Here is a 12856-nt window from a genome sequence, read left to right as displayed (position 1 = left end):
GCCCCCGGTTCTTGGACACGGGGTGGGATTATGCCGCTATCGGTAGCGTAGCGGCGGTGAGTTCGGCTTCGGAATGCGACGGGCGCGATGTAGCCGAGGTAGGAGTGGCGGCGGGTGTTGTTGTAGCGCACGAGCCACCGGAACACCTCGCGACGGCAGGAGGCCTCGTCGGCGAACACGGCCCGGTCTTGCAGGACCTCGCGCTTGAGCGTCGCGTTGAACGCCTCCGCGAGGGCATTGTCAGCGCTCGTGCCCACCGCGCCCATGGACTGTGTCACGCCGAGCCGCTTGCACAGTCCCGCGTAGGCCTTGGAGGTGTAGACCGATCCGTGGTCCGAGTGGAACACGGACCCGGTCAGCCTGCCGCGGGTCAGCCTCGCCGAACGCAGCGCATCTTCGACGAGCTCGTTGCGCATGTGGTCCGCGACCGCCCACCCGGCCAGCCGTCTCGAGCAGCAGTCGATCACGGTCGCCAGATACAGGTTCTGCCCGTCAGCCAGCGGCAGATAGGTGATGTCGCCGACATACCGCTGGTTCGGCGCCTCGGCGGTGAAGTCCCGTTTCAGCAGGTCGGGGACGACCTGTCCCGACGGCTCGGGGACGGTGGTGCGCACCCGCCGCTTGCGCTGGTACCCGTGGATCTCGTTGTCTCGCATCACGCGGGCGACCCGCTTGCGGTTGACCCGCTCGGACGGCGCGGCGCCGTCATTGAGCTCGGCGGTGATCCGTGGCGCGCCCATCGTGTTGTCGCCTTCGTGGACGGCGCGGATCCGCCCCGCCAGAACGTCGTCCTCCGCGGCGCGCGCCCGCCGGGCGGCGGCGCCGGCCCGCCATGCGTAGAACGAGGACCTCGTGATCTCGACGAGCTGACACAACCGCTTCACCGGGTAGGTGGCTGAGAGGTCCTCAACGAACTGGAAGCGGTTCACCAGTTCGTCTCCCCCGCGAAATACTTGGCCGCCTGCCGCAGGATCTCACGCTCGGTGACGAGCTTGACCTGCTCGACCTCCAGCTGCGCGACCCGCCCCTCCAGGCGTGCGATGCGCTGCGCGGGCGTCTCATCCGCCCCCGCATCCGCCGTCGGCGAGGTCGCCGACGCCTTGAACGGGCTGCGCGCGGCGGTGCCGTCCGCAGCCGTCTTCCGGCCCGTCCCGTGCCGCTCCAGCCACAGCCGCAACGTGCCGCGCTCGATCCCGAGATCAGCGGCGATGCCACGCACCGTCGCCCCGGGAGTGGACTCGTACAAGTCCACGGCCTGCCGCCGGAACCCGTCGGAGTAGTTCTTCCTAACCATGATTCTGATCATCTCGCTTCCCCAGCAAAATGCTGGATTCAGCGTGTCCAAGAACTGGGGTCAGGGCCCGTCCCAGGTGGCGTCCGGTCACCACATCCCGCACGCGCCTGCTCGACCTGGTCGGTCGGCGGACGTAACGCAGCACCCCGGGGCACACCCGCTCGCATCTTGCACACGGAGACAGGCGATTACACGAGCACAGGCGGATACCGCACGTTTCTGCCCGCCCCGGTGTTTGCCTGCATTCGTGCCGACGGGCGAAACCGTACCTAGAAGCCCAGGCGGCCCAACTGCTTCGGGTCGCGCTGCCACTCCTTCGCCACCCGGACGTGCAGGTGCAGGTACACGCGCGACTTCATGAGCGGCTCGATCTGCGCACGCGCCCGAGCCCCGACATCCGCGAGCCGTGAGCCCCGGTGTCCGATGATGATGGCCTTCTGACTGTCACGCTCGACGACCAGGTCGGCGTAGACGTCGATCAGGTCCGAGTCCTCGCGGGGCAGGATGTCGGCGATCGTCACCGCGATCGAGTGCGGCAACTCGTCGCGCACACCCTGCAGCGCCGCCTCGCGGATGGTCTCGGCGATGCGGTCCTCGGTCGACTCATCCGTCACCACATCGGCGCCATAGAGCGCCGGACCCTCGGGCATGAGCGACAGCAGCTCGTCGGCGAGAACCTCGAGCCCCTCGCCCGCCTCGGCGGACAGCGGGATGACGGCGGCCCAGTCCTCACGCAACGCATCGACCTCGAGCAACCGCTCGGTGATCTGCTCGCGCGAGGCTGCATCCGTCTTCGTCACCAGCGCAACCTTCTTCGCCCGGCGATAGCCGTCGAGGGATTCCGCGATACGGCGGTCGCCGGGCCCGACCTTCTCGGTCGCCGGAACGCAGAACGCGATCACGTCGACGTCGCCGAGCACCTGGTCGACCAGGTGGTTGAGGCGCTCGCCGAGCAGCGTCCGCGGCTTGTGGATACCGGGAGTGTCGACGATGACGAGCTGACCGGCGGGGCGATTCAGGATGCCCCGGATGGCCCGGCGCGTCGTCTGCGGCTTCTCGCTCGTGATCGCGATCTTCTCGCCGACCAGGGCATTCGTCAGCGTCGACTTGCCGACGTTGGGGCGTCCGACGAACGTGACGAAGCCACTCCGGAGCGGAATCCCACCCGTTCCCGATCCGTCCCCCGCGCCATCGTGCGAAACCGCATCAGTCACGGGATTCTCCCTTTCGTTTGCGCCCCTCGGGCGCGCCGACCTTCTCGATCGGACCAGTGTTCGTCTCGGCGGCGAAAGCCTCTTCCGCGGCGATGAGTTCCGGCGACCGCTCGACGAAGACCGTCGCGATGCCCCGACCCCGGCCGCGCGACGCGCCCCCGGTCATGACGATGCCCTCGTGCGTCGCCTCGGCACCCGGCAGCGGAACGCGACCCAGCACCTTGCCCAGCAGACCACCGATCGAGTCGACGTCATCGTCGTCGAGTTCGATCCCGAACAGGTCACCGATGTCGTCCAGCGAGCTGCGGGCGCTCACGCGATACCGGCCCGGGCTCAGCTCGACGATCTCGTTCTGCGGCACGTCGTACTCGTCCGCGATCTCGCCCACGAGCTCTTCGATGAGGTCCTCGAGTGTCACGAGCCCGGCGATGCCGCCGTACTCGTCGACGACGATGCAGACATGGACGGCGTCACGCTTCATCTGCTGCAACAGGGTCTCGGCCATCATCGACTCGGGAACGAAGCTCGCCGGCCGGAGGATCTTGCGGATGCCCTGGGTGCGCCATCCGTCTCCCGCACCGAAACCCGACTGGACCAGGTCTTTCAGGTACAGGATGCCGACGATGTCATCGTCGCTGCCCTCGGTGACGGGGATGCGCGAGACCCCCGTGCTGAGGAACAGGCTCATCGCGTCGTCGGTCGTCGCCGAGGCATCCAGCGTCACCATGTCGGTACGCGGCACCATGACCGAGCGCACGAACGTGTCGGTGAAGTCGAAGACCGAGTGGATGAGCTCGCGGTCCTCGTCTTCGATCAGGTCCGCCTCGGCGGCCTCGTCGACCATGCTCAGCAGCTGCTGTTCGGACGCGAACGACGCGACCCGGCGACGACCCGGCGTGACGCGATTGCCGAGCGCGACCAGAGCCCCGGCGATCGGGCCGAGGATGATGCGCACGAACCGCACGATCGGCGCGCACGCGCGCAGCAGTCCCTCGGCGTGCTGACGACCGACCGTGCGCGGACTCGCCCCGACGAGCACGAACGAGGCTCCGGTCATCAGGACGACCGCGGCGAGCATCGCCCACCAGATCGAGTCGAACAGGATCGTCAGCGACACCGTGACGAACACGGCGGCCGCGGTCTCGGCCAGGATGCGGATGAAGACCACCGCGTTGAGGTGGGCGTCGCTGTCGGAGGCGATCGCCCGCAACGAGCGACGCGCCCGCGCCGTCAGCGCCCACTCGGCCAGGTCGGCGCGCGAGGTGACGCTCAGCGCCGCGTCGAGCGCGGCCATGAGGCCCGCGAACGCGACAAGGAAGAGGGCTGCGAGGAGAAGGAGAAGGGCGGTCATGCGGGTTTACGGCGCCGCTCGCGCACCGAGAAGCCGATCAGCAGATCGCGCTGCAGACCGAACATCTCGCGCTCTTCTTCGGGTTCGGCGTGATCGAATCCGAGCAGGTGCAGGAGGCCGTGAGTCGTCAACAGCAGCAACTCGTCTTCGGTCGTGTGACCGGCGTCACGCGCCTGCGTCTCGGCGACCTGCGGGCAGAGGACGATGTCGCCGAGCAGACCCGGTGGTGTCGGGATGTCTTCCGTGCCGGGTCGCAGCTCGTCCATCGGAAAGCTCAGGACGTCCGTCGGGCCCGGCTCATCCATCCACTGCACGTGCAGGGCCTCCATCGCACCCTCGTCCACGAGGATGATGGCGACATCCGCTTCAGGGCTGACGTGCAGCTCTGCGAGGTTGTACTCCATCAGCCGCAGCAGCTTCGTCTCGTCGATGCCCGTCACCCCGGACTCGTTGGTGATCTCGATGGTCACGAGCGCCCTCCCTGGGCTTTGCGATCCGAGGACTGATGGTTCGGAGCTTTGCGGTCACGCGGACCGATCGGACGAGTCGACGACCGGCGCTCGGCGCGATTGGCGAACTGCGCCGCCTGCTCGCGCTCATAGCGTTCGGCGGTGCGCTGTTCGTCGTACTCGGTGTACGCGTCGACGATCTTTCCGACGAGCGTGTGCCGCACGACATCCGCGCTCGTCAGGCGGGCGAAATGGATGTCGTCGATGTCGTCGAGCACCCGGGTCACCAGGCGCAGGCCCGACGATCCGCCCGGCAGGTCCACCTGCGTGATGTCGCCCGTGACGACCATCCGCGTGTTGAAACCGAGGCGGGTCAGGAACATCTTCATCTGCTCGGGCGTGGTGTTCTGCGCCTCGTCGAGCACGACGAAGGAGTCGTTCAGCGTCCGGCCGCGCATGTACGCGAGGGGTGCGACCTCGATCGTTCCCGTCGCCATCAGCTTGGGGACGATGTCGGGATCCATCATCTCGTTCAACGCGTCGTACAGCGGGCGCAAGTACGGGTCGATCTTGTCGTTGAGCGTGCCCGGCAAGAATCCGAGCCGCTCCCCCGCCTCGACCGCGGGACGGGTCAGGATGATCCGGCTGACCTCTTTGCGCTGTAGCGCCTGAACGGCCTTCGCCATCGCCAGATAGGTCTTTCCGGTACCCGCCGGGCCGATACCGAATGTGATCGTGTTCTCTTCGATCGCGTCGACGTAGTCCTTCTGACCCAGCGTCTTCGGGCGGATGATCCTGCCGCGCGACGACAGGATGGCCTCGCCGAGCACATCGCTGGGACGGCGCGAAGGGTCGTCGCCGAGCAGCCGCGCCGACGACGTGACGTCGGCGGGCGCGACGTTGTAGCCCTCGCGGGTCATCGTGAGCAACTCATCGACGAGCGTCCGAGCGGCGGCCACGGCATCCGCGGGTCCGGACAGCGTGATCTCGTTGCCACGAACGTGGACATCGACGCCCGGATGCTCCTTCTCGACCACGCGCAGAAGTCGATCCTGCGGGCCGAGCAACTGCACCATCGCGACGCCGTCGGCAAGAACCCGATCGCTGACGGTCTGTTCGCCCGACGAAGTCTCTTCGGTCGGTTCAGTCACTGACGCTCTTCTCGGAAAGTCCGCCCGCGAGAACGTGGGCGTGTACATGGAATACGGTCTGCCCCGCTCCGGCGCCGGTATTGAAGACCAGCCGGAAGTCGCCGTTGGAGTGCTGCATCGCGAGGGTGTTCGCCAGGCCGATCATCTCGGCGAGGAGGTCCGGGTCGCCCGCGGCGAGTTCGACGACGTCGCGGTACTTCTCTGTCTTCGGGATCACCAGCAGGTGCAGGGGGGCGCGGGGCGCGATGTCTGTGATGGCGAACACGTTCTCGGTCTCGCCCACCATCTCGGAGGGGATGTCGCCGCGCAGGATGCGCGTGAAGATCGAGGGTTCTCTGCTCACCCGTCCAGTCTACCGAGCGGGGCTCGCGCGCGGTCGGGGCTACCAGCGGCCGAGGGCGGCGCTCGCCACCGCCAGCGCGGCCGGGCCTGCCGTCGACGTACGCAGCACCGTATCGCCCAGGCGGACCAGGACGGCCCCGGCGGCGACGAGAGCGTCGAGCTCTTCCGGCGCGATCCCGCCCTCGGGACCCACCACCAGCACGACATCGCGCTCACCGACGGGCTTCAGCAACTGCGCGGTGAGCGTCGCGTCGGCGGTCGGCTCGAGAACCAAAACGGATGCCTCAGCCGCCCGTGCGGCGAGCTGCTTGGTCGTGACCGGGGCCGAAACCTCCGGAACCCAGGCGCGATGCGCCTGCTTGGCCGCCTCGCGCGTGATGGCCTCCCACCGCGTGACGCCCTTCGCGATCTTCGGGCCCTCCCAGCGAGAAACGCTGCGGCCGGCTTGCCACGGCACGATCCGGTCGACGCCGAGCTCGGTCGCCGCCTGCACGGCGAGCTCGTCGCGGTCGCCCTTCGCCAGCGCCTGCACGAGCACGAGACGCGGACTCGGCTGAGGCTCGACCCGACGTGCCGTGACGCGAACCGTCACCTCCTTGGGCGTGACGCTCTTGCAGACCCCGTCGAGCCAGACGCCCCGACCGTCGCCGACCGTGACGTCCTCGCCCGGACGCACGCGGCGAACGACGGCCGCGTGATGGGCCTCTGCGCCCGTGAGCGCCAGGGTGTCTCCGGTTTGCGCATCCGTCGCACCCTCGGCGACGAAATGCAGGGCCATCAGGCGTTCCGGAAGCGGTCGCGGAGTTTCGAGAAGATGCCCTGCTGGAAGTGCGCGAGCTTGGGCGCGGGCGCCTTGGTGCGCTTGCGGAGCTCTTCGACGAGGGCCCGCTCCTTCGCATCCAGGCGCGTCGGGGTGAGGACCTGCACACCGACACGCAGGTCGCCGCGCTGCGAGCCGCGGAGCGCGGTGATGCCGCGGCCCTTGATCGTCAGCACGTCACCGGCCTGGACACCGGGGCGTATCTCGAGCTCGACGGGTCCGTCCAGTGCGTCGATCGTGGTCGTCGTGCCGAGCACGGCGTCGGGCATCGAGACCTCGAGGGTCGCGAGCAGGTCGTCTCCCTCGCGGCTGAAGACCTCGTGATGGGCGACCGTGACCTCGATGTAGAGGTCGCCGTGGGGTCCACCCGCCGGCCCGACCTCGCCCGAGCCGGGCAGCTGCAGGCGCAGTCCGGTCTCGACACCCGACGGGATGTCGAGCGAGACCGTGCGACGCGAGCGCACGCGGCCCTGCCCCTGGCAGGTCGAGCACGGGTAGGGAATCGTCGTGCCGTAGCCCTGGCACGTCTGGCACGGCTGGCTCGTGACGACGTTGCCGAGCAGGCTCCGCACGGTCCGCTGGACGTGCCCCGAACCGCGGCAGATGTCGCACGTGACGGGCTGCGTGCCCGCCTGACAGCACGAGCCCTGGCAGGTCTCGCAGATGACGGCGGTGTCGACCTCGAGGTCGCGATGAACCCCGAACACGACGTCCGAGAGTTCGAGCGTGACGCGCACGAGGGCGTCCTGACCGCGCTCGCGACGCGACCGGGGACGCTGCCCGCGACCGCCGCCCTGACCGCCGAAGAACGTCTCGAAGATGTCACCGAACCCGCCGAAGCCGCCCTGACCGCCGAACGGCGAGTCGCCGCCACGGTCGTACTTGCTGCGCTCTTCGGTGTTGCTCAGCACGTCGTACGCGTGCGTGACGAGCTTGAAGCGCTCCGCCGCATCCGCTCCCGAATTCACATCGGGGTGGAGCTCGCGTGCGAGTCGCCGGTAGGCCTTCTTGATGTCTTCGGTGCTCGCGTCCCGCGGAACGCCCAGCACCTCGTAGTGGTCTGCCATGTTGCCTTTCACAGATGTCCGACGGCTGCGCCGATCGGGTCGCGTCCTTTAGCGGGACGTCTCGTCTTCGTCGAGCATGCGCGAGAGGTAACGCGCGACGGCTCGGGCGGCCGCCAGGTTGCTCGGGTAGTCCATACGGGTCGGGCCCAGCACGCCGACGCGCGCCATGGATCCGGATGTCTCGTAGTCGCTCGTCACGATGGAGGCCTCGGCGAGACCCCACTGTTCGTTCTCGCGTCCGATGCTCGCCGCGAGTCCCTGACTGTCGGCGACCATCTCGCTCATCAGGCGGATGAGAGTGACCTGCTCTTCGATCGCCTCGAGCAGCGGATAGATGCTGCCGCGGAAGTCGGTCTCGCGGCGGGCGAGGTTGGCGGCACCGGCCATGACGAGGCGGTCCTGCCGGAACTCTTCGAGCTCTTCCGACAGCACGTGCGCGACCTGGACGAGCGCCGTGTCGATCACGGGCGCCGCCGGGTCGGCCGCGATACGCAGGGCATCCACGCGCTCGGACGCTGCGCCGACAGCGAGCCCGGTGATCAGAGCGGCGAGTCGGCCGCGCAGCACGGGCACGTCCTCGTCGTCCAGCGGCACCGTGAGGGGCGCGATCCGCTGCGACACGCGACCGTTGTCGGTGACCAGGATGATGAGCAGGCGCTGGGGCGCGAGCGAGACGAGCTCGACGTGCGTCACGTGGGCGTTCGCGAAAGACGGGTACTGGACGACGGCGACCTGGCCGGTCAGCTGCGAGAGCACGCGAACCGTGCGCGCCAGGACGTCATCGAGATCGCCGGTGCCGCCGAGAAAGCTCGAGATGGCCGTGCGCTGAGCGGGTGAGAGCGGACGGACTTCGGCCAGGTGATCGACGAAAACGCGGTAGCCCTTGTCGGTCGGCACGCGGCCCGACGACGTGTGCGGCGCGACGATGAGTTCTTCGTCTTCGAGCAGCGCCATGTCGTTGCGGATCGTCGCGGCCGACACCCCGAACGCGTGGCGCTCGACGATCGAGCGGCTGCCGACCGGCTCGTGCGTCGAGACGTAGTCCTGGACGATCGCCCGGAGGACCTGCAGGCCTCGTTCGCTGACCATGATCCCCCTTCCGTTGGCACTCGAGAAGTCTGAGTGCCAATTCTAACGCCTCGAGCGATGGGGGCGGTGCTGCGGCACGGCCGATGCCGGTCGGTGTGCCCGGCCACGGCATCGTGCCTATGGCAGCAGAGCCCGCACGACGGCGTCGGCGAGCAGCCGGCCCCGCAGGGTCAGCACGATACGACCCCGCAGAGCATCGGATGCCTCGACCAGGCCGTCGGCGATGAGCCCCGCAACCGCGACGCGCGACGCGCCGGGCACACGATCCAGCGCCAGCCCCTCGCGGATGCGCGACTCGAGCAGCACGCGCTCGAGAGTGGTTGCCGCGGCATCCGGTCTTTCGCGTCCCGCCGCGGGCGACTCCCCCAGCGCCAGCCGCTGCGCGTACGCGGCCGGATGCTTGACGTTCCACCAGCGCAGTCCGCCGACGTGACTGTGGGCGCCGGGCCCGAAGCCCCACCAGTCCTGGCTGCGCCAGTAGTTGAGGTTGTGGCGAGACCGATGCTCGGGTGTGCGCGCCCAGTTGCTGACCTCGTACCAGTCGTAGCCCGCGGCCCCGAGTCGGGCGTCTGCGGCCTCGTACATGTCGGCCTGCAGGTCGTCGTCGGGGGCGACGAGTTCACCGCGACGGATGCGTCGGGCCAGCGGCGTCCCCTCTTCCACGATCAGCGCGTAGGCCGACACGTGGTCGGGATCGTGCTCGAGCGCCGTCTCGAGTGACCGCGTCCAGTCGGCCAGCGATTCCCCCGGCGCTCCGTAGATCAGGTCGAGGCTCACCGCGAGTCCGGCGGCACGGGCGGTCGCCACGGCGGTCGCGACGTTCTCGGGATCGTGCGTGCGATCGAGCGCCGCCAGGACGTGCGGCACGCTCGACTGCATGCCGATCGACAGGCGGGTGACGCCCGCCGCGGCGAGGGTTTCGGCGACCTCGGATGTCACGGTGTCGGGGTTCGCCTCGACCGTGATCTCGGCACCGGGTCGCAGGCCGAAGGTCGCGTCCACGTCACCGAGCATCCGCGCCAGGTCGCCCGCGGGCAGGAGGGTCGGCGTCCCCCCGCCGATGAAGACCGTCGATGCGGGCCGGAGCGCCCCGGCGTCCTCGAGCACGCCGCGCGCGAGCGCGATCTCACCCGAGAGCGTTTCGGCGTAGGAATCCTGCCGTACCCCCCGCAGCTCGGTCGCCGTGTAGGTGTTGAAGTCGCAGTATCCGCAGCGGACGCGGCAGAACGGCACGTGCAGGTACACGCCGAAATCCGCCGCGGGATCGAGCGGCAGGTCCCGCGGCAGGGCTCCGTCGGCGGGTGCGGGATCGCCGACGGGAAGGGGGCCGGCCACGTCAGGCGGGGGTCGTGTAGAGCGGCGAGATCGCCTGCAGGTACCGCGTGAAGAGCAGGCGACGACGACGACGTACGAGGCCCGTCATCATGCGATACGCGGTCGCCGCGGGCGCATCGAACGCCCGCACGGTGAACCAGACCTCGTCGTTGGGAAGCCACTCGACCATGAAGGACTCTTCGCCCCGCACGACCGAGCCGCCCACGGTGCCGAGCGCGAACCCGACCCGGCGCGTCTCTTCGACCACGAAGATGACGCGCAGTTCGGCATCCGCGCGCAGACCCGCAATCCGTCCGCGCACGTGCACGTTGGTGCCGGCGCCCACGAACGGTGTGCCGTCGGCGTCGAAGCGCTGATCGGCCTCGGTGCGCGAGGGCGCGAGGGCGTTGCCCTCCTCGTCGAAGCTCACACCGGAATACATGGGACCGGATGCGGGACGCACATCCGACAGCCGAAGCCCCGCGCCGCGCACGGCACCCCACGACAACAGCGATTCGCTCGCCGCCTGGAACCGAGCCTCGCCCGAACCGATCCGCAGCGTCTCTTCGGCCGGGATGCTGTGCTCGGGCGGAAAGTGCATCAGGTCGGCGGCCTGCGTGGCACCGACCGCCGCGTAGTTCACCGTGTCGTCCTTGAACGTCCCGCGCCGCATCATCCGAGCCTACTTGGCCTTCGTCTCGGTATCCCCTGAGAGGGCCGCGATGAAGGCTTCTTGCGGAACCTCGACGCGACCGACCATCTTCATGCGCTTCTTGCCCTCTTTCTGCTTCTCGAGCAGCTTGCGCTTGCGGCTGATGTCGCCGCCGTAGCACTTGGCAAGAACGTCCTTGCGCATGGCGCGGATCGATTCGCGAGCGATGATCCGGGCGCCGATCGCTGCCTGGATCGGCACCTCGAACTGCTGGCGCGGGATGAGCTTCTTCAGGCGCTCGGTCATCAGAACGCCGTAGGCGTAGGCCTTGTCACGGTGCACGATGGCGCTGAACGCGTCGACCGCCTCACCCTGCAGCAGGATGTCCACCTTCACCAGATCGGCCTCCTGATCGCCGCTCGGCTCGTAATCGAGCGAGGCGTACCCGGCCGTCTTGGACTTGAGGTTGTCGAAGAAGTCGAAGACGATCTCGCCGAGCGGGATCGTGTAGCGGATCTCGACCCGGTCCTCGCCGAGGTACTCCATGCCGAGGAGCGTCCCGCGGCGCTGCTGGCACAGCTCCATGATCGTGCCGACGTAGTCCTTCGGCGCGAGGATCGCGGCCTTGACCATGGGCTCGCTGACGCTCGAGATCTTGGTGCCCGAGGGGAACTCGCTCGGGTTGGTGACCGTGTACGTCTTCTTGTCGTCGGTCGTGACCTCGTAGGTCACCGAGGGTGCCGTCGAGATCAGGTCGAGACCGAACTCGCGCTCGAGGCGCTCGGTGACGATCTCGAGGTGCAGCAGCCCCAGGAAGCCGCAGCGGAAGCCGAAACCGAGGGCGACGGATGTCTCGGGTTCGTAGTTCAGCGAAGCATCCGACAGCTTGAGCTTGTCGAGCGCCTCACGAAGCACCGGGTAGTCGCTGCCGTCGATCGGGTACAGCCCCGAGAAGACCATGGGCTTCGGGTCGGTGTAGCCGGGCAGGGCCTCTTTCGAGGGCTTCGCGGCGTTCGTGACGGTGTCGCCGACCTTGGACTGGCGGACGTCTTTCACACCGGTGATCAGGTACCCCACCTCGCCGACGCCGAGCCCCTTGGTCGGCGTCGGTTCGGGCGAAGAGACACCGATCTCGAGGAGCTCGTGGATGGCGCGGGTCGACATCATCTGAATCCGCTCGCGCGGGCTCAGCGAGCCGTCGATCACGCGCACGTACGTGATGACGCCGCGGTAGGAGTCGTAGACGGAGTCGAAGATCATGGCGCGGGACGGCGCATCCGGATCGCCCTTCGGCGCCGGGATCTGCGCAACGACCTGATCGAGCAGCTCTTCGACGCCCATGCCGGTCTTGCCGCTCACGCGCAGGACGTCCTCGGGCTTTCCCCCGATCAGGCTCGCGAGCTCTTTCGCGTACTTCTCGGGGTCGGCCGCGGGCAGGTCGATCTTGTTGAGCACGGGGATGATCTGCAGGTCGTTCTCGAGCGCCAGGTACAGGTTCGCGAGGGTCTGCGCCTCGATGCCCTGCGCCGCGTCGACGAGCAGGATCGCGCCCTCGCAGGCCGCGAGTGAACGGCTGACCTCGTAGGTGAAGTCGACGTGGCCCGGGGTGTCGATCATGTTCAGCGCGAAAGTCTCGCCCGTCCCGGGCGCGGACCAGGGCATGCGCACGGCCTGGCTCTTGATCGTGATGCCGCGCTCGCGCTCGATGTCCATGCGGTCGAGGTACTGGGCACGCATATCGCGGTCCGAGACGACACCGGTGATCTGCAGCATCCGATCCGCCAACGTCGACTTGCCGTGGTCGATGTGGGCGATGATGCAGAAGTTGCGGATGTTCTCGGGCGGCGTTGCGGCGGGCTCGAGAGGCTTCAGGGCGCGGGGAGACATGTCCGGTCGATTCTACGGGGCCGGGTAGGCACAGCTGAGAACCTGCCCGCGGATGCCCGGCCGCGCATCGTAACCCGCGCCTCGCGCAACACGCCAGCGAATCATTTGTGAACAACTCGTGTGAGTTTGTTCACCACATCGATGCTTGCGCGATCGTCTGGTTGCACCGAATGCTCAATACTGCGGCCGGTTCCCCCTGCGATCTCTCCACGATCGTGACCGCGCC

At 68.3% G+C, this 12856-nt stretch carries 12 protein-coding genes; all 12 read right to left on the bottom strand.

Annotation, left to right across the window (positions count from 1 at the left end):
- Window positions 1-1294 (bottom strand): IS3 family transposase gene (locus C2868_RS08335; protein ID WP_374935770.1). Its coding sequence is split into 2 segments (ribosomal slippage), with 1295 coding nucleotides annotated over them: window positions 1-940 and window positions 940-1294; the frame shifts between segments, so codons are not numbered across the junction. This gene is flagged as partial in the annotation.
- A gap of 269 nt (window positions 1295-1563) precedes the next feature.
- The gene (era, locus tag C2868_RS08330; protein ID WP_100811300.1) at window positions 1564-2454 is read right to left on the bottom strand and encodes a GTPase Era; all 891 of its coding nucleotides are present in this window, start codon (window positions 2452-2454) and stop codon (window positions 1564-1566) included.
- Window positions 2455-2500: 46 nt separating this feature from the next.
- A complete protein-coding gene (locus C2868_RS08325; protein ID WP_100810590.1) occupies window positions 2501-3859 on the bottom strand; it encodes a hemolysin family protein in 1359 nt (452 codons plus the stop codon).
- On the bottom strand, window positions 3856-4329 hold the full coding sequence (ybeY, locus tag C2868_RS08320; RefSeq protein ID WP_100810589.1) for an rRNA maturation RNase YbeY: 474 nt from the start codon (window positions 4327-4329) through the stop codon (window positions 3856-3858). Before ybeY ends, C2868_RS08325 begins: the two co-directional genes overlap by 4 nt.
- Window positions 4326-5459, bottom strand: a complete 1134-nt coding sequence (locus C2868_RS08315) for a PhoH family protein (protein WP_374935768.1) — start codon at window positions 5457-5459, stop codon at window positions 4326-4328. Before C2868_RS08315 ends, ybeY begins: the two co-directional genes overlap by 4 nt.
- Complete coding sequence (locus C2868_RS08310) at window positions 5452-5745, bottom strand: HIT domain-containing protein (protein WP_232711224.1); 294 nt, start codon at window positions 5743-5745, stop codon at window positions 5452-5454. The genes C2868_RS08315 and C2868_RS08310 overlap by 8 nt, the downstream gene beginning before the upstream one ends.
- Window positions 5746-5841: 96 nt before the next feature.
- Window positions 5842-6579 (bottom strand): 16S rRNA (uracil(1498)-N(3))-methyltransferase, encoded by a 738-nt coding sequence (locus tag C2868_RS08305; RefSeq protein WP_100810587.1) that lies wholly within the window; start codon window positions 6577-6579, stop codon window positions 5842-5844.
- On the bottom strand, window positions 6579-7688 hold the full coding sequence (gene dnaJ / locus C2868_RS08300; RefSeq protein ID WP_100810586.1) for a molecular chaperone DnaJ: 1110 nt from the start codon (window positions 7686-7688) through the stop codon (window positions 6579-6581). The genes C2868_RS08305 and dnaJ overlap by 1 nt, the downstream gene beginning before the upstream one ends.
- Window positions 7689-7736: 48 nt before the next feature.
- The gene (gene hrcA / locus C2868_RS08295; RefSeq protein ID WP_100810585.1) at window positions 7737-8777 is read right to left on the bottom strand and encodes a heat-inducible transcriptional repressor HrcA; all 1041 of its coding nucleotides are present in this window, start codon (window positions 8775-8777) and stop codon (window positions 7737-7739) included.
- A gap of 117 nt (window positions 8778-8894) precedes the next feature.
- The gene (hemW, locus tag C2868_RS08290; protein ID WP_100810584.1) at window positions 8895-10112 is read right to left on the bottom strand and encodes a radical SAM family heme chaperone HemW; all 1218 of its coding nucleotides are present in this window, start codon (window positions 10110-10112) and stop codon (window positions 8895-8897) included.
- A gap of 1 nt (window position 10113) precedes the next feature.
- Window positions 10114-10764 carry a DUF1990 family protein gene (locus C2868_RS08285; protein WP_100811298.1) on the bottom strand — a complete coding sequence of 217 codons (651 nt, stop codon included), beginning with the start codon at window positions 10762-10764 and terminating at the stop codon, window positions 10114-10116.
- 9 nt (window positions 10765-10773) lie between these two features.
- The gene (gene lepA / locus C2868_RS08280; protein WP_100810583.1) at window positions 10774-12630 is read right to left on the bottom strand and encodes a translation elongation factor 4; all 1857 of its coding nucleotides are present in this window, start codon (window positions 12628-12630) and stop codon (window positions 10774-10776) included.
- Window positions 12631-12856 lie beyond the last annotated feature (226 nt).

It is taken from the genome of Microbacterium sp. CJ77, from assembly GCF_002911615.1.
Taxonomy (GTDB): Bacteria; Actinomycetota; Actinomycetes; order Actinomycetales; family Microbacteriaceae; genus Microbacterium.
Note: the sequence above shows the minus strand (reverse complement) of the source record. Positions and strands in the feature narration are given on the sequence as shown.

Bases quoted from the DNA above. Each gene is read 5' to 3' on its own strand.
- C2868_RS08285 (WP_100811298.1), bottom strand. From the start codon at position 10,764: ATGCGGCGCGGGACGTTCAAGGACGACACGGTGAACTACGCGGCGGTC.
- C2868_RS08310 (WP_232711224.1), bottom strand. From the start codon at position 5,745: ATGGTGGGCGAGACCGAGAACGTGTTCGCCATCACAGACATCGCGCCC.
- C2868_RS08305 (WP_100810587.1), bottom strand. From the start codon at position 6,579: ATGGCCCTGCATTTCGTCGCCGAGGGTGCGACGGATGCGCAAACCGGA.
- C2868_RS08325 (WP_100810590.1), bottom strand. From the start codon at position 3,859: ATGACCGCCCTTCTCCTTCTCCTCGCAGCCCTCTTCCTTGTCGCGTTC.
- dnaJ (WP_100810586.1), bottom strand. From the start codon at position 7,688: ATGGCAGACCACTACGAGGTGCTGGGCGTTCCGCGGGACGCGAGCACC.
- lepA (WP_100810583.1), bottom strand. From the start codon at position 12,630: ATGTCTCCCCGCGCCCTGAAGCCTCTCGAGCCCGCCGCAACGCCGCCC.
- hrcA (WP_100810585.1), bottom strand. From the start codon at position 8,777: ATGGTCAGCGAACGAGGCCTGCAGGTCCTCCGGGCGATCGTCCAGGAC.